The 21,987-nt window shown below is 38.8% G+C and carries 19 protein-coding genes; 18 read left to right on the forward strand and 1 reads right to left on the reverse strand.

The genetic code is table 11. The features are described 5' to 3' along the window. The first annotated feature begins 39 nt into the window (after positions 1-39). From AC0KSB_RS08435 to AC0KSB_RS08475, 9 genes are all read left to right on the forward strand, one after another. On the forward strand, positions 40-1,581 hold the full coding sequence (locus AC0KSB_RS08435; RefSeq protein WP_472308225.1) for a hypothetical protein: 1,542 nt from the start codon (positions 40-42) through the stop codon (positions 1,579-1,581). A 507-nt stretch (positions 1,582-2,088) separates the two neighbouring features. Next, positions 2,089-3,507 (forward strand): MATE family efflux transporter, encoded by a 1,419-nt coding sequence (locus AC0KSB_RS08440; protein WP_472308227.1) that lies wholly within the window; start codon positions 2,089-2,091, stop codon positions 3,505-3,507. Continuing rightward, the gene (locus AC0KSB_RS08445) at positions 3,476-3,724 is read left to right on the forward strand and encodes a hypothetical protein (protein ID WP_472308229.1); all 249 of its coding nucleotides are present in this window, start codon (positions 3,476-3,478) and stop codon (positions 3,722-3,724) included. Before AC0KSB_RS08440 ends, AC0KSB_RS08445 begins: the two co-directional genes overlap by 32 nt. A gap of 252 nt (positions 3,725-3,976) precedes the next feature. After that, positions 3,977-5,143 (forward strand): transglutaminase domain-containing protein, encoded by a 1,167-nt coding sequence (locus tag AC0KSB_RS08450; RefSeq protein ID WP_472308231.1) that lies wholly within the window; start codon positions 3,977-3,979, stop codon positions 5,141-5,143. Further along, positions 5,140-5,634: a DUF4358 domain-containing protein gene (locus AC0KSB_RS08455; RefSeq protein WP_472308233.1), complete on the forward strand. Its 495-nt coding sequence runs from the start codon at positions 5,140-5,142 to the stop codon at positions 5,632-5,634. The genes AC0KSB_RS08450 and AC0KSB_RS08455 overlap by 4 nt, the downstream gene beginning before the upstream one ends. Positions 5,635-5,670: 36 nt before the next feature. After that, a complete protein-coding gene (locus AC0KSB_RS08460; protein ID WP_472308235.1) occupies positions 5,671-7,077 on the forward strand; it encodes an MBOAT family O-acyltransferase in 1,407 nt (468 codons plus the stop codon). An 11-nt stretch (positions 7,078-7,088) separates the two neighbouring features. Next, positions 7,089-8,195, forward strand: a complete 1,107-nt coding sequence (locus tag AC0KSB_RS08465; RefSeq protein ID WP_472308237.1) for a DHHW family protein — start codon at positions 7,089-7,091, stop codon at positions 8,193-8,195. Positions 8,196-8,220: 25 nt separating this feature from the next. Next, on the forward strand, positions 8,221-8,925 hold the full coding sequence (locus AC0KSB_RS08470) for a response regulator transcription factor (protein ID WP_472308239.1): 705 nt from the start codon (positions 8,221-8,223) through the stop codon (positions 8,923-8,925). Continuing rightward, positions 8,918-10,321, forward strand: a complete 1,404-nt coding sequence (locus AC0KSB_RS08475; protein WP_472308241.1) for a sensor histidine kinase — start codon at positions 8,918-8,920, stop codon at positions 10,319-10,321. The genes AC0KSB_RS08470 and AC0KSB_RS08475 overlap by 8 nt, the downstream gene beginning before the upstream one ends. A 62-nt stretch (positions 10,322-10,383) precedes the next feature. Here AC0KSB_RS08475 and chrA read toward each other — a convergent pair whose 3' ends face one another. Then, positions 10,384-11,553 carry a chromate efflux transporter gene (gene chrA, locus AC0KSB_RS08480; RefSeq protein WP_472308243.1) on the reverse strand — a complete coding sequence of 390 codons (1,170 nt, stop codon included), beginning with the start codon at positions 11,551-11,553 and terminating at the stop codon, positions 10,384-10,386. Positions 11,554-11,974: 421 nt separating this feature from the next. Here chrA and nifH point away from each other — a divergent pair, with 421 nt between their 5' ends. The 9 genes from nifH to AC0KSB_RS08525 all read left to right on the forward strand — a co-directional run bounded on the left by nifH (position 11,975) and on the right by AC0KSB_RS08525 (position 21,986). After that, positions 11,975-12,796: a nitrogenase iron protein gene (nifH, locus tag AC0KSB_RS08485; RefSeq protein WP_472308245.1), complete on the forward strand. Its 822-nt coding sequence runs from the start codon at positions 11,975-11,977 to the stop codon at positions 12,794-12,796. Between the two features lie 109 nt (positions 12,797-12,905). After that, entirely contained in the window at positions 12,906-13,232 is a 327-nt protein-coding gene (locus tag AC0KSB_RS08490; RefSeq protein WP_472308247.1) for a P-II family nitrogen regulator, read from the forward strand. A gap of 10 nt (positions 13,233-13,242) precedes the next feature. Next, on the forward strand, positions 13,243-13,626 hold the full coding sequence (locus tag AC0KSB_RS08495) for a P-II family nitrogen regulator (protein ID WP_472308249.1): 384 nt from the start codon (positions 13,243-13,245) through the stop codon (positions 13,624-13,626). Positions 13,627-13,638: 12 nt separating this feature from the next. Beyond that, positions 13,639-15,228 (forward strand): nitrogenase molybdenum-iron protein alpha chain, encoded by a 1,590-nt coding sequence (gene nifD, locus AC0KSB_RS08500; protein WP_472308251.1) that lies wholly within the window; start codon positions 13,639-13,641, stop codon positions 15,226-15,228. Further along, the gene (nifK, locus tag AC0KSB_RS08505) at positions 15,222-16,589 is read left to right on the forward strand and encodes a nitrogenase molybdenum-iron protein subunit beta (RefSeq protein WP_472308253.1); all 1,368 of its coding nucleotides are present in this window, start codon (positions 15,222-15,224) and stop codon (positions 16,587-16,589) included. Before nifD ends, nifK begins: the two co-directional genes overlap by 7 nt. A gap of 32 nt (positions 16,590-16,621) precedes the next feature. Beyond that, a complete protein-coding gene (gene nifE / locus AC0KSB_RS08510) occupies positions 16,622-17,992 on the forward strand; it encodes a nitrogenase iron-molybdenum cofactor biosynthesis protein NifE (RefSeq protein WP_472308255.1) in 1,371 nt (456 codons plus the stop codon). Positions 17,993-17,997: 5 nt separating this feature from the next. Continuing rightward, on the forward strand, positions 17,998-20,646 hold the full coding sequence (gene nifB / locus AC0KSB_RS08515; RefSeq protein ID WP_472308257.1) for a nitrogenase cofactor biosynthesis protein NifB: 2,649 nt from the start codon (positions 17,998-18,000) through the stop codon (positions 20,644-20,646). A gap of 24 nt (positions 20,647-20,670) precedes the next feature. Continuing rightward, positions 20,671-20,979 (forward strand): 2Fe-2S ferredoxin, encoded by a 309-nt coding sequence (locus AC0KSB_RS08520; RefSeq protein WP_472308259.1) that lies wholly within the window; start codon positions 20,671-20,673, stop codon positions 20,977-20,979. Between the two features lie 14 nt (positions 20,980-20,993). Beyond that, positions 20,994-21,986, forward strand: coding sequence for a homocitrate synthase/isopropylmalate synthase family protein (locus AC0KSB_RS08525; protein ID WP_472308261.1), 993 nt, complete (start codon positions 20,994-20,996; stop codon positions 21,984-21,986). Position 21,987 lies beyond the last annotated feature (1 nt).

Here is a 21,987-nt window from a genome sequence, read left to right on the forward strand (position 1 = left end):
CTATCATTTATATGAGCCCTGACCAGAGAGGAATATATTATGGAACTTATTTTCGAACAAATGGCCGGACTCCAGCTCCTGAATCACTTTTTTATTACCTTGCTTATTATCATCCCGATGGTGCTTATTGCACGTACAGTTGTTGCAGGTACAAGGTATTCTCCAATTCTTATTGTAGTAATCTTCGGTTTGCTTATGGGTCTTGTTCTAGTAAGGACAGGTGCGACAACGCCGGGATTGCCGGAATTTCCAATAGTAGGGCTGATGAGCAAGGTTACAATAATAGCCATGATAGCTTCGTTTTTTGTGGGTGGACAGGAATTATTTAAAATTTTGTCCGGCAAAAAATTTGATATAGAAGATATTATTACACCTTCTGATGAAGAAGTAGTTCTTGGCACTAAAAGAACACAACTGGTTTTTATTTTCAGAGCTTTTTTTATACTTATAGGTGTTGAAAGCACCAAGAGATTACTAATAGGTTTCCCCTCGGATGATATTCTAGGTTCTTTTTATCCTTTGATAGCTTATTTGGGAATTGTTGGCTCGATTATTCTAATAGATTATAAAGCAATTATTCAAAACAGACGTGGCTATATTGGTAAAGGTGTTGCAGAATTGGCAGGTATTTTGGCAATTCTGGTGCTTTCTCATTTTATTGCAGTCTGGATAAATCCTATTATTGGCTTGCCACAAATATTTTTCGCAATGATTTTATCAGCAGCTCTAGGGATGGTTTTTACAAACTGGAAATTCGGTCCTACATTAAGAGCTTTGCTTTTTGCCGGGATACCAGTAGTATTGGCTGCAAATTTTATCATAGGTGGTTCGCAATTAGTTGAGGCTTTCCAGCTTACTGAAATGTATTCTGTTATTAGTTACGGCTTCTTCGGACAAGTTTTCTGGATGTTTGGCGGGCTGTCCCTGCTTATTTTTGTAGGAAAGGCGAATCATATGCGCAATTTAGCTCCCGGCATGGCTGGGGCTCTATCACATTCTGGTCTTACCGGTGCTTGTACTGCTGGAGATCTTGGACATGATGCCGCAGCCAGAGCTCCTATCATGATTAATGTTCCGTTTTTTGGGCATATTTTTGTTTTTTCAATATTGGCGGCCAGTGCTAGCGCAGATGCTTTATTAGCAGGTTGGGCAATCCCTGTTGCAGTTGTTGGTGTTATTTTGACTATTATTGCTTTGAATAAACTAAAAAAAGCCGGAGGGATAGATGCACTGGAGGTAAAAGCTTTAATGATATTTGCTTTTGGTTGGCAACTTACGGCTGTGTTTGGTAGTTTTCTAATGCTTCACTTTGCAGGAGTACCACTTTCTTCTGCTGCTATGGCGACTTCGTCAGGGCTTTCACATTTCGGTCTTTTTGCTGCGACTCAAGGTGGAATGTTCGGTGAGCAGGCTGCAGGATTGATACCGTTCATTTTTGCTATGCCGTTCCTCGTGCATCCGGCAGTTTTTGGTATGTTTGGCAGAGCTGCCTCTAATGAAGGACGTATGCCTAGTAAAACAGCATTAATCTTTGCTATAGTGGGAACCCTTGGAATCATTTTTTCATTATTTGTGCTTTGATTACACATAGGAGCACAAGAGTGACACCTATATGTCATAATAGTTGTCGTAGCAAAAATGTAGAAAGGAACCCCCGGGGACACCCTAGCCTAAAGCCTTAAAATCACAAAAACCATTGATATTAGGGCATCATAACCGCATCCAGATGAAATTGTTGTCTGGCACCAAGTGCCAGACAAGGGCGATGATTAGATCCATTAAATCTGCTGGGGCCAGGTCATTTTAAGTGATTATCCTGATATGTGTGTCTGACACTTGTGTCAGACACGAATTGTAAAAGAAACACAAGATTATGTTGCAAACAGGGCGTTTCAAGATTTTGTTCAGAAATGTATGATCGTCCCCATATGATCCAGAAATATATGATCGCCCCATATGTTCGAATTATGATCGTCCCCCTAGGTTGCCGGAAGCGTAAAATATATTTACAAAATCGAAAAAAGGGATTGACCATAAGCTGTTTTGGTAGTAAAGTTTTCTGAATGTAATTTCAGAGGAGGGCAGCTTATGTCCGCAGCTAGAGTATCGAGATTGCGTCCATTGATTGGCAGCCGATCGTTTTACCGTGAGGCTGTTTTGGTCATGCTGCCGGTAGCCGGACAGCAGCTGCTTAGTTCCATGTTCGGCTTCTTCGACAATCTGATGGTAGGTATGGTCGATGCGGCTACACTGTCAGGTGTTACCGTTGCTAATAAAGTCTTTTTTGTTTATCAGGGCATATTCTGGGGAATAACCGGAGCCGGAGGCTTGTTATTGTCGCAGTATTATGGTGCCGGGGATCGCAAAACCTGCCAGGTTTTATTTGCGTTACAGCAACTGGCGGGATTACTGGTAGCGATAGTTTTTACCGGTATTTTGCTGGGCGCACCAGAAATGCTTCTTAGAGCTTTTGTCAGTGATCCTGCTACAATTGATGCTGGTATGAATTATGTTGAGCTGATTCGTTTCAGTTATCTGCCCGCAGCTATCTCTATGGTCAGTCTATTTTCGCTGCGCTCAGTCGGACAGAGTAAAGTTCCTTTTATAGTCGGTCTGTTTACGATTTCGATTAACATTGCCTTGAACTGGGTGTTTATTTTCGGCAAGCTTGGCTTCCCGGCTATGGGAGGACGCGGTGCGGCTCTGGCTACGCTCATAGCACGTATAGCGGAGATGCTTTTCTATTTTGTCTGGATCGGCAGCGGCCGGACATGGTTCACCTGGAATATCGCAGCGGCACGTAATGCCGGTCGTAAGCTTATCCGGATGGTTGCGGACAAAACATTCCCGCTGATTGCTAATGAATTTCTCTGGACAATGGGTACCAATATGCTATTCTGGTCTTATGCCAGAATAGATGAATACTCCTTGCCGGCATTGGTTATAGTTGAGCAGTCAATGCAGTTTGTTTATGTTTTGTTTGGTGGTATGTCTGCAGGTGTTGCTATTATGATCGGCAGTCGCCTTGGTGCAGGTCGTTTTGAAGAAGCGCGTAAGAATTCCAATCAATTGATGTTCATGGCCACATGTATAGGTCTTGTACTAATGGTTGTTTCTATTTCTATTTCCGGTTTGTTGCCGAGTTTCTTTAATGTTTCCGATGAGCTTAGGCAGATGGCAACATTGCTAATTCGCATTCAAACGGTGTTCTTCATACCGCAAATTCTTTATACAAATATTTTCTTCGTTTTGAGAGCTGGCGGAGATATTCCATCGGCTTTTCGTCTTGATGCGGTTTATACCTGGCTGGTACCAATCCCTCTTGCGATTATATTAGCCACAGTTGTACCATTGGTCACTCCTGTATCAATTGTGGTAGCATATGTGTTGACTCAATTTATGTTGAATGCCAAATTAGCTATGGCTTTTAAATATTATGCCAAAGGTTTATGGCTTAAGAATTTAACTGTGGATCATGATCAGATTGGTCAGAACGGGTATAGTTAATCGACTTGCTTATTATTTTGTAGACTCAGTAGGGTTTGTTGCCATTGTAACTCTTTACGGCTATTTTATTGAAAAAATGCCGGCAAAAGAATTAATAATACAGGCGTCTATGCTTTTTGCGGCATCTTTTTTGATCTCGTTTTTTACCGTAGAAAGACGAGTCAAAAAGTATAATATTTATTTGGCAAATCTTGAAGATGATTTCGAATCTCAATGATAGATTTTTATGATCAATAGGATAGATCTTGCTTGTATTTCGCTTTGAAGACATAGGCTTTACACAAAACAAATATATTTTTAGAAACTTTAAGATATTTCCTTCTATTTGCTTAAGAATTGACTGTTAAGATATGTATGCAGTAATAACTGTGACTATTTTGCATGTGCCAAAGACAAACACTTATGTTTGAACAGTATATGCACTGTGTGTTTATTCTAATTTTAAAAAGTATATTAAGGAGATTTTCAGATGAGCGAGAAAACAAAGGAACGTCCAAAATTCACTGGTATATATATTATGTTAGTTGTTTTAATTGTGGGTGTCATGGGGAGTGTTTCTCTTGGTGTTTTATCTTTAATAAATAACAAAGCTGTGATGGCAGAGATGCATGCTCAACTGGTAGAAGAGGATGAGGAAACAAAGGAGAATGATGTAACCATTGCTGAGCAATATATGATCGTTTCTACTGAGCATATTTCGGAAGCATATAAATCTGGTGATAAATCCAAGCTTAATGATAAAGATAAAGAAACTTTGGATATGGCGGCTAAAGTCTTGGATGAGATCATAACTACCGATATGTCTAATTATGAAAAAGAAAAGGCTGTTTATGACTGGATGACACATAATTTGCAAAATGACAGTGGGTTTTTGACAGTTATACCGACAACACAAGAAGATAGCGATAATCCATATGGTGTACTAAAATATCACAATGCAGTCTGTGTAGGGTATGCCACTACTTTCCGTTTGTTTATGCAAATGCTCGATGTGCCTTGCATGGTTGTGCATAATACAGAATATTATCATTCGTGGAATATCGTACAGCTTGATGAAAACTGGTATCATACTGATATTTATGCAGATGCCGGTTCGGGAAATTACTCTAATTTTAATATTAACGATATTATGCGTTCAAGAGAACAAAATTGGGACTCTAGATTTTTCCCGGTTGCTGATAGTTTGAAATATAATATGGCATACCAAACTGCGAAAAAGGCATCTGATATCTATTCTCTGCCTCAAAAACTTCGTGCTGCTATTGATGAGGGTGAAAGCATTCTTTCTTTGAAATTTGATTCTGATTTAACCGAAAATGATGCAAAGATAGCGGTTAGTATGATTGAGCAGATACAAAACATGATGTGGAGCATTGCTGAATATGAAAATGTTCATATGGATTATAGCTGGAATCCTGTAGAGGAAGGGTATTTGCTTGCTGTATATGTTCAAAATTATAATGAAGGCAATATAAATATTAGTGAAGAAGATCTGGAAAAAGTAGAAAATGCTATTAATGAAGCTTTTGGTGACTTAGGGTTTGATGATTCTTTTGAATGGGATTCTGATGATGATTTTGAAAACTGGGATAGTGATAAGTCATGGGAAGATAATTTGACGGAGGAGACAGCGTGATTAAAAAAGTTTTTTGCACTATGATAGCGATGCTATTGTGCCTGACAATTGCTTCCTGTGGCAATGAAAGCAGCGAGGTTGATTCTGTAAGTCTATATTCGCTTCAAACTTCTATGCTAGAGGCAGATAAAGATCTGCCTGAGATGACCAGTGTTAGCAGCAGCAACGACAATGCAGAGGATTTGTTTGCCTTCCTTTCTGATTTTGACTATAAAAAGGTAGAAGGATTCTTTTTAGCTTATTCTTCAGATGGTCTTGCTGACGAAATTGCTGTAGTAAGGCTGAAAAACAAATCGGACGTAAGCGATATGCTAAAAACTTTAGAAGATCATGTTGAGGGGCGTAAAAACCTTTATGCTTCATATCAGCCGGATCAGGTAAGCAGGGTTGAAAATGCACTTATCTTCGACAAAGGAAACTATGTAGTTCTGATAATAAGTAAAAATCAGCATAGTATTAAAACATCCTTTGAAAATGGGATCAGCAAATAAATCAGATCAGTAAAAAAGTAAGAAAGGCTAGAGTTTATGCTGTTTAGTAGTATCTTGTTTCTTTGTCTTTTCTTGTCGCTGACTGTTCTGATATACTATTTGTTCCCGCCTCGATACCGTAATTTGGTGCTTTTAATTGCCAGTTTGATCTTTTATGCGTGGGGCGAACCGAAGTATATTTTAATTATGCTGTTCTCAACTGTTTTTGACTATAGCAATGGGCGGCTTATTGATAGATTTAAGAACAGACAAAATGCTAAAAAAATAGTTTTAATAATTTCTCTGATAGTCAACTTGGGATTGCTATGTTATTTTAAGTACACTGATTTTGCTATTGAGAATATAAATCATTTAATTGGTACTGATTTTGGATTGCTAAGATTGGCATTGCCGATAGGGATTTCCTTTTATACTTTTCAAACATTGTCATACACTATTGATGTATATCGTGGCAGGGTTGGTGTACAGCGCAATATTATTGATTTTGGCATGTATATCTGTTTATTCCCTCAATTAATTGCAGGTCCTATTGTTAGGTATGCAGATATAGAAAAACAAATCCGAAGTAGAAAAGAAAAAGCAGATCTGATTTTTAAAGGAGTTGTTCGGTTTTCGGTCGGTCTTGGCAAAAAAGTTTTACTTGCGAATCAGATAGGAAGCCTGTGGAGTGAAATTTCTGCTTCCGGAGGATTAATACCGGCGGGAACAGCTTGGATAGGGACTTTTGCTTTTGCTTTCCAGATATATTTTGATTTTTCCGGTTATTCCGATATGGCGATAGGTTTAGGACAGATGTTTGGCTTTCGTTTGCCGGAAAATTTTAGATATCCCTATGAATCCGCCAGTATCACGGAGTTTTGGCGAAGATGGCATATTACTTTAGGAACATGGTTTAGAGAGTATCTTTATATTCCACTGGGAGGCAATAGATGTGGAAAGTTAAGACAGGTATTGAATCTCTTGATCGTGTGGGGGCTGACAGGTCTTTGGCACGGCGCTGGTTGGAATTTCTTGATTTGGGGTTTGTTTTATTTTTCTTTGCTGATGATGGAAAAACTGTTTTTGATAAAATATTTTGAAAAATGGCCGAAAGCTTTGATGCATGTTTATACTTTGCTATTTGTGATGCTTGGCTGGGTTATTTTTGCCTGTGATGATATATCTTTGCTTGCTAATTATATGAGTAGTATGTTTGGCTTTAATGGTGTCATAAACGGTATGACATTATACTATTTAAAGACATATGGCATATTATTTATAATCCTTATTATTGGTTCTACAAGTATTCCTTCCAGAATGGTAAAAAGGCTGGCTGCAAAAGCAAATATTATTGCTAAAAAAGAATTTTTAATGGAATTTAGCTTTGCTGTATTGGTTATATTTTCTAGTATCGTTCTTCTGATTGGAGACAGCTATAATCCTTTCCTTTATTTTAGGTTTTGAGGTGATAGAAAATGAGCAGAATAAAAATCGCAGGATCTGTTTTTATATTAGCTGCAATGCTTATTACAGGCATACTGATTTTTGCTTTACCTGAAAAATCTTTTTCAGAAAATGAAAATCGGGTGCTTAGTGAAAAACCTAAACTAAGCACATCTGCTATTATGACAGGGGATTTTCAAAAAAAACTGGATACGTATCTTAGTGATCAGTTCCCGGGACGTAATGCTTTGATGAAACTAGGAACGGCTATGAAGATTTTGAGTGGCAGGCGTGATATCGAAAATACTTATATTGGTAAAGATAACTACTATTTTGAGAAGATAACAGATGCAGATATTGATCAGGATAATTACAAAAAGAATTTAGAGAGAATTAATGCAATTGCTGATAAATATGATAATATCAAATTTGCTGCCTTGCTGGTGCCTTCCTCGGGAATCGTGCTGGAGGAAAAACTGCCTGAAAATGCATCTCTTTATGATGCAGAGTCGCTTTACAGTACGGCTGAGCAGGCTTTTTCAAAATGCAAACTGGTAAACCCTACTAATGATTTGAAGGCGGCAAAAGAACAATATATATATTATTCTACAGATCATCACTGGACGACTTCAGGTGCATATATAGGTTATAAGACATTTTTGGGAGAAAACGCTAAATATAGCTATGATGATAATAAAAAAGATATTGTATCAGACGCTTTTCTAGGAACACTATATTCGAGAACTTTGGATTATAGAGCTGTTCCTGATATTGTAGAAATAGCAGAGGTAAGTGAGGAAATAGAAGTTATTATTGACGGCAAAATCGGAAACATTTATGATTTGTCGTCTTTGACTGAAAAAGATAAATACAAAGTGTTTTTTGGTGGCAATTATGGATTAACAGAAATAAATACAGGCAAAGGCAGCGGAACGCTAATGGTTTTAAAGGATTCGTTTGCCAATTGTATGATACCTTTTATGACTGAAGACTATCGTAGAATTATAATGATTGATTTGCGCTATTATTCAGATTCTGTTTCTAACTTGCTTGACAATGGAGATATTGACGAAGTTCTTGTGCTTTATGAATTGAAAAATTTTACTTTAGATACTAATCTGGCAAAGCTAATGTTGTAGAGAGTAAAACGAATGGAGAAAAAACATGAGCAAGGCGAAGATTTTAATCATCGAGGATGACGCGGATATAAGAGAAGGCATTAGACTGCTGCTTGAAAGCGAAGATTATGCTGTGGTTGAGGCTAAACATGGCAGAGAAGGGATAGAATTGTTAGATGACACCATTGATCTGGTGATTTTAGATATTATGATGCCAGGTATTTCCGGTTTGAAGACCTGTGAGGAAATTCGCAAATTCTCGTATGTGCCCGTACTATTTCTGACCGCAAAATCCACGGAATCTGATAAATTAGTTGGATTGATGGTTGGTGGTGATGATTATCTGATCAAGCCTTTTTCTTATGTTGAATTGCTAGGGCGGGTAAAAGCATTGCTTAGGCGATATCATGTTTATAGCGGCAAAACAATGGCAGAAAACAACACAGAAGATGTTCTGATTAATATAGGCAATATTAAAATTAATGAGAATTTTAATGAGGTTTGGGTGGATGATAAAGAGGTAGATCTCACAGAACTGGAATATAAAATACTTTTACTCCTTATGCGTTACCCAAAGAAAACTTTCTCCGCGCAGAATCTTTATGAGAGTATTTGGAATGAACCCTATTTATATACGTCTAATAGCACTGTAATGGTGCATATCCGAAAATTAAGGATGAAAATTGAAAAGATACCAGAAACACCGGATCATATAAAAACAGTATGGGGGAAAGGGTATCGTTTTGAATAAAAGAAGATACAGTTTAAAAAGGCAAGCCTTCATTGAGATTCTGATTTCGGCATTTATCGCGATAGGTGCTTATTTCCTGCTCGATGCGGTTGTTACTTATGCGCTCGATTATTATCTTGGCAGCGCTGAGCATATCTATGAGAAAAATGATCAAAGTATGAACCAATTTGAGGAGTTTGTATTTGTTAATGAAATTGCTGCTGTAGATACCGAGCAGATCGATAACTGGGTCAAAAGAAAGCGAACAGCTTATATCATTATGGATATAACACGTGATAGCAAAATTTTATACGACTCAATAATGTATGGCTGGGAAGAAGATATTTCTTTTCAAAATGAGGAGCAAGAGTCGATTCAAGATTATAGCGAATCTGATGAGTTGGAAATAACAGATTCGGATTATGCTGCCGAAGAAACAGGTATAATTAATAGTTATAGCCAAAATGAATGGTTTCTGACCAGAGATATTGAATTTGCTGACGGCAAAGCAGAAGTATCGCTATATGGATATTTCGATGACCAACTATATATATATGCCATTATAGGTCAAATTATGCTCTCGGTTCTTATTTTTGCCGGCATCTTTGTTTTTCTGAACCGGAGAAAAATTAATTATATAGTTCAGCTTGAACAGGAAATAAAAATTCTTGAAACCGGTGGTTTGGAAAATGAGATCACAATAAAAGGAACAGATGAATTAGCCGCTCTTGCTGAAGGTCTTAATCAAATGAGACTTGCTCTTTTGGAAAATATGAAAAAGGAAGAAGAGGCTGTTAAAGCGAATTATGATCTTGTTGTTGCTATTTCGCATGATTTGCGCACTCCTTTGACAACGTTGAGCCTTTACTTGGATTTGTTGCATAAAGAAAAAAATATGGACATAGAACAATTTCAAGCTTATCTGGAAAAAAGCAGAGGCAAAGTGGTGCAAATAAAGAGGATGTCTGATCAGTTGTTTGAAAGATTTTTCCTATCCAAAAATGATCATGTTGTATTAGAAGAACCAAAAAAGGTAAAAGTAATCTTTGAAGATTATTTATCAGGTATGGCAAGCTATCTTGATATTAACGGGTTTAAGCTTGAAAGCAACATAAGCTGGATAGATGTCAAAACTTCTGTGGCTACAGACTATATCGGCAGAATCTTTGACAATATAAGTACTAATATTATTAAATATGCAGATCGGGCAGAGGCAGTAGAGCTAAAAGTTGGGGAAGAGAACGGTGAATTTTCTGTTCAGTTCTCTAACAAAATAATGCATTATGAAGAAAAAATGGAAAGAACAGAAATAGGTGTAAGGAATATAAAGATAATGATGGCAAATATGGGAGGGCTTTGTGTTGCACATCAGTCCGAAGATGATTATACCATCAAACTGCTATTTAAAATAATCTGATTAAACAGAGCAAGGAAAAATTTTCGTCGTTCTCCTGGTGCTACTCTGTTAAGCTCAAAGGTTCAAAGAACAAACCCTGCTATAAGAACAATAATGACAATAAAAGGCGCAGGAATTTTTTTGCTGAGCAGCAGTCCGATTGTAGCAAGAGTAACTATAATGTTATCAGGTGAAAATCCACTGCTCTGCATCAAGATAACAGCCGCTATGGCGATTAAACCACCGGCAACAGCGTTGATTCCTTTGAGAGAAATCTTGATAGCTTTGATTTTCTTTAGATTTTCCCAAACAGGATAAACAAAAAATATCAAAAGCAGCCCCGGAAGAAATATTCCTATTCCGCCGGCAATTGCTCCTGCAACTTGCACTAAAGCGTTGCTTCCCCTTGCTGCCATGCCTCCGGCATAGGCACTGAAGCTAAACATTGGACCAGGAAGACCTTGTACAAGGCCATATCCTGTTAGAAATTCCTGATTAGTCATATACTGATTTACTTGTACCAGTTCGCTGTGCATTACAGGGACTACAACCTGACCACCACCAAAAACAAGGTAGCCATAACGGTAAAAACTTTCGAAAAGATGCAAAATTCTGTTATCAAAAATAAATGTTATAAATATGCTTCCTACGGCAAGTGTGGCAAAAGCTATAAAATATGCCCAAGGAGGATTAAGCTTGACTTTGTTCCAAATATGATCTTCTTTCAAAAAAATCTGATTAAAAACTATGCTGGCTATTCCTCCGAATATAAGTACAGCAGGAAAAATCCAGGGAGATCTTATAAAATATGTAGTTATAGCGCTAAGAGCAAATAATATTAACGTCAGTTTGTCATTAACCACTTTTTTCCCAATATTAAATGCAGCAAGAATAATAAAACCAACAGCCATCGGGCCTATATATCGCAAGGCTTCATTGGAGATATTATTTAATGCAAAAAACTGATATATAAAAGATAATAACGTCATAACTATCAGCACAGGCATTGCCCATACAAGCATTGTTAAAAAAGCAAGTAAAGGGCCACCTATTTTGTGCCCCACGGCAACTATTGTCTGAGTGCTGGTTGGTCCTGGTAGAATACTGCATAATGCCAGTAATTCTATAAGTTCTTCTTCTGAAAGATAGTTTTTCTTCTTTACCAGCTGATGAGTAAAAACACCAATATGTGCTTCTGGGCCGCCATAAGCCCCAAGAGAACAAATAAGAACGTCTTTTAAGAACCCTATCATATCCACACCCCCCCCGCTATGCGAAGTTTTTTGAAATCAACAATATCACAAGCCTTTTTTTCAGAAGGATAAGTAATTGTATTTTATATTTAAATCTATTTAATTTAAATATTATCAACAAATTAAAAAATGAATTGAGCTTAGGTTACATTGATTTATAAAGTTTGTTAGATTTGGGTAAAATCTTAGTGCCCGGACAAGTTTTTTTGAAATTATGCAAGATGCACAATATATACTTGCAAAACAAGTCTATATTTCACAGTGGCGTTTATTGCGGTAATTTATTTGTCCATATACAATTATGCCATCTGATACAAGTTAAAAGCCCGAAAGACAAGGGGGTCACATATTTATTCAAGATTGTTTGAATAAGTGGCTCTCTTTTTTGAAGTGCAAGAAAAAGAATTGGAGGTTGCATATTATGAGACAGGTAGCTATTTATGGTAAAGGTGGGATAGGTAAATCCACAACAACACAGAACCTTACTGCCGGACTTGGCGAAATGGGAAAAAAAATTATGGTTGTAGGCTGTGATCCTAAAGCTGATTCAACCAGACTGCTGCTAGGTGGTCTGGCACAGAAAACTGTTCTTGATACCTTACGCGAAGAAGGTGAAGACATTGATCTTGAGTTGATTCTAAAAGATGGTTTTGCCGGGATTAAATGTGTAGAGTCAGGTGGTCCTGAACCAGGTGTTGGTTGTGCAGGAAGGGGTATTATCACTTCGATAGGTATGCTTGAAAGTCTGGGTGCTTATGAAGCTGATCTGGATTATGTTTTTTATGATGTTCTTGGTGACGTTGTCTGTGGTGGTTTTGCCATGCCGATCAGAGAAGGTAAGGCTCAGGAAATATATATAGTTGCCAGCGGAGAGTTAATGGCGCTGTATGCTGCTAATAATATTTCAAAAGGTATACAGAAATACGCAAATACAGGTGGTGTTAGATTAGGTGGCATTATCTGTAACAGCAGAAAAGTTGATGGTGAAAAAGGATTGCTAGAGGCATTTGCTCAAGAATTAGGAAGTCAGCTTATCTATTTCGTTCCACGCGACAATGTTGTTCAGCGTGCAGAAATTAATAAGAAAACAGTAATTCATTATGAACCCGAGGCTGAACAGGCAAATGAGTATAGACAGTTAGCATCTGCTATTGACGGCAACGATATGTTTGTAATTCCGAAACCTATGAATCAGGATCGTCTGGAAGAACTGATGATGGAGCATGGCATCCTGGATATCTAAATCGGATGCGCACTGATAATAAGATAATTTTGCGGTAAAGCGGAACATAATCAGCAGCTGGCATTTTTTTAATGCGATTGATATTTGCTGAAAAGACGGGAGGTTTTTTATGTTACTTGTCAGATCTATTATTCGTCCGGAAAAAGTTAATGAAGTACTATCTGAATTAATGTCTGCAGGTTTTCCTGCGGTTACAAAAATGGATGTATTTGGAAGAGGAAGGCAAAAAGGTATGAAGATTGGGGATATTCTTTATGATGAAATTCCCAAAGAAATGCTGCTGATGGTTGTTGAAGAAGATCAAAAGGATGATGTGATAAAAATCATCATGCGAATAGCCAGGACAGGAGAAAATGGTAATTTCGGCGATGGCAGGATTTTTATAAGTCCTGTGGAGCAGGCATGGACTATAAGTACCGGCAAGCAAGGTTTGTAGGAGGTGCTTTATGAAAGAGATTATGGCCTTTATCAGGCTTAACAAAATTAGTAAAAGTAAGGAGGCACTTGCTCAGGCCGGATTTCCTTCTTTTACCTGCCGTAAGGTTCTGGGACGAGGCAGTAAGCAACTTGATTTTTCGATGGTGCAGGACCTTCTTGAGGTAGCAGGGAGTTCTAATCCGCTGGTAGCAGAGCATCTAAGCGAAAGCAACAGATTGATTTCCAAAAGAGCAATGACCTTGATTGTTGAAGATGATGAGGTTAAAAAAGTTGTGGATATCCTTATCAATGTAAATTCTACCGGCAATCACGGTGATGGCAAAATATTTGTTATGCCTGTCCAGGAAGCATATAGAGTCAGCACAGGTGAGGCTGCTGCCGATGCATATTAAGGGGTGATACAAGTGGAAACAAAAGATAGAGTATTGGACAGATACAGTGCCCGCGTTTTTAAAAACCGCAAGGATCATATCATAAAAAAAGACGGGAAAGACCAGCAGATTGCGGCCAATACAAGAACTATTCCTGGAATAATGACGAACAGAGGCTGTTGTTATGCTGGATGTAAAGGTGTTGTGTTAGGTCCCCTAAAGGATGTCGCTTTAATTACACATGGTCCGATAGGTTGTGCTTATTATTCATGGGGTACACGCAGACACAAAGCTAAAGGAGATGAAAATACTAAAAACTTTCTGGAATACTGTTTTTCAACAGATATGCAGGAATCAGACATTGTTTTTGGTGGTGAAAAAAAGTTGCGCCAGGCAATAGCCGAAGCTGTAGAAATTTTTGATCCGGCTGCGGTAATGATATGTTCTACCTGCCCTGTGGGTCTTATAGGAGATGATATACATGCTATAGCCTCCGAAGCAGAGAAAAAATATAATCGCAAAGTTATCGCTTTTAGCTGTGAAGGTTATAAAGGTGTCAGCCAGTCAGGTGGTCACCACATTGCTAATAACGGCTTAATGAAGGAAGTTATCGGCACTGCAGAGCGTGCTATAGGCAAATATGCAATTAATCTTCTGGGCGAATATAATATCGGTGGCGATGGCTGGGAAATTGGCAGAATATTACGCAGGATAGGTTATGATGTTATTTCTGTAATGACAGGTGATGGCAGCTATGAAGAACTGACACATGCCCATCAGGCGGATCTTAATCTGGTTCAATGCCACCGCTCAATTAATTATATCGCCGAGATGTTGAAAACCAAGTATGGCACACATTGGATAAAAGTTAATTTTATAGGTCTTGAGGCAACAATCAAATCACTTCGTGATACGGCAAAATTCTTTGGAGACGAAGAGCTGATAGAACGAACAGAAGCGGTAATAGCAGATGAATTAAGCATGGTGGAAAGTGATCTTGAACAATACAGTCAAAAACTGGAAGGCAAAACTGCTGCTTTGTTCGTGGGTGGTTCAAGAGCACATCATTATCAGAGTTTATTAAAAGATTTGGGTATGGAAGTTTTGCTGGCCGGGTACGAATTTGCTCATCGAGATGATTATGAAGGCAGAGAAATTCTCGACTCAATTAAAGAAGATGCAGATAGTAAAAATATCGAATCGATCAAAGTATCACCTGATCCTGAAAAATTCAAAGTTTATCTGACTGAAGAACAGTATGCGAAGCTTAAAGCTGAAATTCCACTTGATACTTATGATGGAATGATCAACGAAATGAAAGATGGTGCGATTGTAATAGATGATCTCAACCATTTTGAGACAGAAGAGTTTTTGCGTATGTTAAAGCCAGATATTTTCTTCTCAGGAATAAAGGACAAGTATGTGGCTCAAAAAGCAGGGATTTTATCAAGACAGCTGCATTCCTACGATTATAGCGGACCTTATGCAGGTTTTCGTGGTGCAGTTAAATTTGCACATGATTTAACGATGGGACTTTATACTCCGGCATGGAGTCTGGTCAACGCTCCCTGGAAAAACAAACCAATATTGAATGGTGAATACGGAGGTGAAGCAGTATGCTGAATCTGACACCGGATAAAGTTAATGAAAGAAGCGCACTTCGCATTAATCCGGCGAAAACATGTCAACCGGTTGGCGCTATGTATGCAGCTTTAGGAGTACATGCATGTATGCCACATAGTCATGGTTCTCAAGGATGTTGTTCTTTTCACAGAATGTTTTTGACCAGACATTTTAAGGAACCTGCAATAGCTGCCTCAAGTTCTTTTACGGAAGGTGCATCCGTTTTTGGTGGTGGCAGTAATCTGAAAACATCTGTAAAAAACATTTTTGATTTATATGATCCTGAAATAATAGCAGTACATACAACCTGTCTTTCTGAAACCATAGGAGATGATCTGGGATCATTGATAGCTGATATTAAGATTCCGGAAGGTAAAAAGGTTGTACACACAAATACCCCAAGTTATGTTGGTTCTCACATCTCGGGTTTCAGCAATATGCTTTCAGGATTCATTAAATACCTTTCAGTAAGGGAAAAAGATAAAACAAGACAAAAACTGGCGGTGCTGCCTGGTTTTGTTAATCCCGGTGATATGCGTGAATTACATAGAATGCTTAATTTGATGTCTGTAGAAGCGATAGTATTTCCTGACACCAGTGATGTACTTGATGTTCCGATGACAGGTAAATACGACATGTATCCTGATGGTGGAACAACTGTAAAAGAAATTAAAGCACTTGGTGATTGTATAAAAACGATTGCTCTTGGAGAACTTACCAGCGAGCAACCAGCAGGTGATCTTAAAAGAAAATGCCGTGTCCCTTACGAATTGATGCCTTTGCCTATTGGGATTCAGGCAACAGATGCTCTGCTTACGGTTTTGTCGGAATTAAGTATGACTGAAGTTAATATGGAACTGGAGCGTGAAAGAGGGCAGCTGGTAGATATAATGCTTGATTCACATGCTTATACTCATGACAAAAAAGTTGCAATTTTCGGAGATCCTGACACTGTGCTGGGCTTGACCTCACTTGTTTTAGAAATGGGAATGCAACCGGTCTATCTGGTTACTGGGACTCCGGGGGAAGCTTTTACGGCTAAGACCAAAGCTCTGCTGTCGGCATATGCAGTCGAAAATACTAAAATCAAAGCATCAGGAGATTTGTTCGAATTGCATCAATGGATTAAGCAGGAGCCGGTTGACCTCTTAATTGGCGGAACACATGGCAAATATATTGCCAGAGCAGAAGATATTCCATTTGTTAGAGCCGGTTTCCCAATCATGGACAGATACGCACATGCTTATCAGCCTTTGATCGGGTACAGGGGTGGCATGCGCATGGCAGAACTTATTTTGAATGCACTTATGGATCGTATGGACAGAGATGTAAAAGAAGAAGATTTTGAAATGGTAATGTAAACCTTGATTTCAGCAGGAAGGTGGTCGTGCAAATGTCTGGGGAAAAAAGATTGAAAACAGAGATATTGGAAAAAAGACAGGCTTTTGTCTGTCGCAAAGAGAACAATGGCAAGAGCACGAGCCTTTCTTGCGATCAGGCAAGCGTGTCTGGATCTATCAGTCAGAGAGCGTGTGTATACTGTGGAGCAAGAGTTGTGCTCAATCCGATAACGGACGCCTTTCATCTGGTGCATGGTCCTATAGGCTGCGCAAGCTATACCTGGGACATAAGAGGAAGCCTTAGCAGCGGCAGTGATCTCTATAGAAATAGTTTCTCAACAGATCTGATTGAAACTGATGTTATTTTTGGAGGGGAAAAAAGACTTTCCGCAGCACTTGATGAAATAGTTAACAAATATAAACCACCTCTGATTTTTGTATATGCTACTTGCATAGTTGGTGTAATAGGCGACGATGTTGCTGCGATTTGTAAAAGTGCAGAAGCTAAACATTCGATAAGAGTTATTCCGGTTATGGCTCCAGGATTTGCAGGTACAAAATCTGTTGGATATAAGCTGGCATGTGAGGCTCTGCTATCTTTGATCAAACCTTATAGTCTAAAAAAATCTGAATATAACAAGAGAAAAGGTATAAATATTTTAGGTGACTTTAATCTTGCAGGTGAGATGTGGATTATAAGAAATATGCTGCATGAACTGGATATAGATGTTGTTGCAGGAATAACAGGTGATTCCTCTGTAGAAGAATTGACCAAAGCTCCACAGGCTGGTCTTAACATAGTACAGTGTGCAGGGTCGATGACCTGGCTGGCAAAAAGAATGGAACAAGAGCATGAAATACCTTGGATAAAAGTTAGTTTTTTTGGGCTTACCGATACAGCTGCGTCTTTGAGAGCAATAGCTGCAACAGTTGGCAACCCTAAAGTAATTGCCAGAGCAGAACACTTTATTGAAAAAGAAACAAAAAGAGTTGAAACACAACTTGATTATTATAGATCACGTCTTAATGGCAAGAAAGCTGCGATTTATGTTGGTGGAGGATTTAAGGCAATATCTTTAATCAGACAATTTCGTGAAATAGGCATGGACACTGTCCTGGTAGGAACACAAACCGGTAAAAAAGATGATTATGAGATAATCAATGGCCTTGTTAGTCCTGGCACGGTTGTTCTTGATGATACAAATCCTGCTGAGCTGGAAAGATTCCTTTCAGAAACAGGTGCGGATATTCTGGCCGGAGGAGTAAAAGAGAGACCTCTTGCTTATAAACTGGGAATAGCATTTTGCGATCATAATCACGAGCGCAAACAACCTCTGGCAGGTTTTGAGGGAACTTTGAATTTTGCAAAAGAAGTTGATGCTTCTGTGAATAGTCCGGTTTGGGGCTGGTTGAAGGAGGGATAAATAATATGTTAAAAACAAATCGTCCTGTTTTAACAACTCTTACAGCAAATCCATGCAAAATGTGTATGCCGATGGGCGCTGCTACTGCTTTCATGGGCTTAGCAGATTCGCTGGTGCTTTTGCACGGATCACAAGGTTGCAGTACATATATAAGAAGGCATATGGCGACACATTATAATGAGCCTGTAGATATTGCCTCATCTTCACTTACAGAGCACGGCACGGTTTATGGTGGTGAAAAACAGTTATTTGAAGGGCTGGACAATCTTATAAAAGTATATAATCCGGCCATAATCGGAGTTGCAACAACATGCCTTGCAGAAACTATTGGTGAAGATATAAACGGTATGGCGCTAAAATATAATTCAGAAAAAAATAGCAAAGCTAGAATTGTGCCCGTATCCACCCCCGGATATAGTGGCACACAATATGAAGGTTATTTTAGAACTTTATATGCGATAGTAAAACAACTGGTTTTACCGCCTGAGAAAAAGGGCAAGCATATAAACCTGATTACTTCACCTGTTAGCCCGGCAGATGCCAGATGGCTGAAACAGTTGTTTTCTGCTTTTGAACTGGAAGTAATACTTTTGCCCGATTTGTCTGGAACATTGGATGGCGGTGCCGGCGAAACAACTTTGAACCGCCGCCGGAGCGGAACTCCTATCGAAAAGATACAAAACATGTCTGAGGCTCAAGCAACTATAGAACTGACGCATTTTGTACCGGATAGTTTTTCACCGGGTAAATTGTTGCAAGATGAATTCGGAGTTCCACTTATAAGCCTGAATCTTCCTGTTGGCATTCAGGATAATGACGCATTAATTGATCAGCTTGAAAAATTAAGCGGCAAAAAACGTCCAACAGAAATAGAAGATCAAAGATCAAGATATCTGGATGCAATTATAGATAGTCACAAATATATGGCTGAAGGCAGGGCAGTAATCTTTGGTGAACCTGACCTTGTATATAGTTTGCTTAAATTATGCTGTGAAAGCGGTATTGTGCCGGTTTCTTGTACTACAGGCAGCAGAATCAGTGATTTTGAGAAAAGCATACGTGAAGATTTTAGTAGCTGGTGCCAAACTGATGTTTTGGGAAAATGCCAAATAGAAGACGATACAGATTTTCAGAAAATTGAAGAAATTACGTTAACAGGTAAAGCAAATCTATTAATAGGAAGCTCGGACGGTCGTAGAATTGAAGAAAAAACTGGTGTTGCTCTGATCAGATGTGGTTTTCCTATACATGACAGAATTGGCGGGCAGCGTCTGAGAATGCTTGGTTATGATGGTTCTCTCATGATGCTTGATCAAATAACAAATGAACTTTTGGCTGCAAAAGAAACAGGATTCAGAAAAAAGGTGAAAAAAGAATTCTTGTTAACCGATACTTTAATTGAAAGAACTGAAAAGGCGGCATCCAAACCTAAGCAGGAACCCGCACATCCTTGTTTTTCACCTGGTGCTGCCTGTTCCCAAGGACGTATGCACCTTCCGGTGGCTCCTGCTTGCAATATTCAATGCAATTATTGTGTTCGTAGCTTTGATTGCCCGAATGAAAGCCGCCCCGGTGTGACAACGAAGGTTTTGAGTCCTGAACAAGCTGCGGATAGATTTGCTGAGGCATCGGAACGTCTTGGGAATATAGCAGTGGCAGGGATTGCCGGTCCCGGAGATGCTTTAGCAAACTTTGAGCAGACTGTAAAAACAATAGAATTAGTGAAAGAAAAAAGCCCCGAGACTCTCATATGTTTATCTACCAATGGGTTGATGTTGCCATTTTATGCTGACAGGCTTTTGCAAATTGGGGTTACACATTTAACGGTGACAATAAATGCTATTGACCCACAAATAGGAGCGCAGATATATAAGCATATAGATTATTTTGGCAAACGTTATTCTGGTGTTGAGGGAGCCAAGATTTTGATAAAAAATCAGCTTGACGGATTAGCTTGGCTTGCGGACAAAGAGATCACTGTAAAAGTTAATACTGTTTTGATAAAAGGAATAAATGATGAACACGTTGAGGAAGTGGTGAAAAAAGTAAAAGAGCTTGGCTGCAGTATGAGTAATATTATGCAGATGATACCTGTTAAAGGCAGTGCTTTTGAAAATCAGCCAATGGTAAGCCGCAAGGAATTAGATAAAAAACGTGAAATTTGCGGAGAACATATCAAGCAGATGTATCATTGTCAGCAATGCAGGGCCGATGCTGTCGGACTGCTGCATCAAGATAAATCAGCGCTGTTTGGCAAATCTGATCGACAAGAATCAGATCAGGAAGCCGTAACGAAGTCTGAGAAGAAAATAGCCGTATTTTCTCAGGGTGGTTGGCTGGTTGACCAGCATTTTGGCCAGGCTAGAGAAATCAGTATATATACAATCAGAGATAAAAAACCAATATTGCTGGAAAAAAGGAAATTGGAATCTGCTTATTGTCAGGGTGAAGTGGAGTGTGATTATTCTACTACTTCTGCCGATAAAGAAAATAGAATGGCAAATCTAATGTCAGTACTGCAGGACTGCAGTGCAGTAGTAACGATGCGTATAGGTGATAAACCGCTAAATCAGCTTAAGAAAAAAGGCATTAAAGTAATAACGACTTATGAACCTATTCTGGAAGTGTTAGCAAGACTGGATTTTTCTGCCTGACAAAAAGAGAAGGGAAGTGTTTTTATGGTTCAACCTAAATATCATGTGTTCATTTGTACAAGCTGTCGTCTGAATGGTCAAATTCGAGGGTTTTGTGCCGGTAAGGGAGCAATTGATCTTTTGCAATTGATGGCCGAAGAGATTGATGAAAATGATCTTTCGTCGGATGTGATGCTGACACATACCGGCTGCTTTGGTATTTGCGACAAAGGGCCTATCATGGTCGTATATCCAGAAGGTGTCTGGTACGGGGATTTAAGTGAGAATGATATCCCTGAAATTGTAGAAAAACATTTGGTAGGTGGGGAGCCTGTAAAGAGAAAAATGATATGAGGTAGGTGGCTGTATTGATCAGACTTATCGACAAAACTTTAACACAAAAAATTAAAGGTGATGCTTCATCGGAGCAGATCATACTTTTTTGTGAGCTTTTGATACAGCTTGGTGTCGATACGATTGAAATGAATCAGCAAATATTTGATTTTCTCCATAAATTTGAACAAGAAAAGCTGTTAAATATACCTGTATTGATCAGATTAAAATCTGACAATATTTCTGAAGAATATTCCATGTATGAGTGTATCTCGTCAGTTAAAAAAGGTGAAACACATTTAGGCATAATTTCTGATCTTCGGCTAAATGATGTTAAAGAATTAACCAATTTTATTAGAAGCGAGCGGCAGGATGACTTTAGGATAAGCGGACTTTCCTCATTTTTGCATTATGATTACAAAGTCCTGCTATCTGAATTGAACCGGGCATATGGGAATCGCGTTTCTTTCTGCCCTTCAGACAGTTTTTTTAGTGCAAATGCATTGGCTGTGGAGTGGTTGCTGGCAGGCGGCAAGAAAATTGCAACAAGTTTTTGTGGTTACGGAAGCTTTGCGGCAAGTGAAGTAGTTTTGTTAGCAATGAAGGTTATAAGCAGAAAACGTCCGGGCAAAGGGCTTGCTATCATTCCTGAAATAAGCAAGTTGTTTGAGCAAATAACAGGTGAACAAATCTCTTCTAAACAACCAGTTTCCGGCGGCAGTATTTTTGCTGTTGAAGCTGGTATACATGCTGATGGACTGGCAAAAGGATCGCATCTTTATGAACCATATCTGCCGCAGATTGTAGGTAATTGCAGGCAGCTTGTAGTTGGCAAACATTCAGGACTGAAGGCTATCAGACTAAAGCTTAAAGAATATGGTTATCAACTGCCGGAGAAACATATGCGCAAGCTTTTGCAGGATGTACAAAACGATAGCATAAGTAAACAACGAAGTCTGACAGATGAGGAATTCTGTGATCTGGTAAAAAAAATAATGAGATATGAAGATGCTGAAAGGGATGATTAGT

Source organism: Ercella succinigenes (assembly GCF_900002895.1).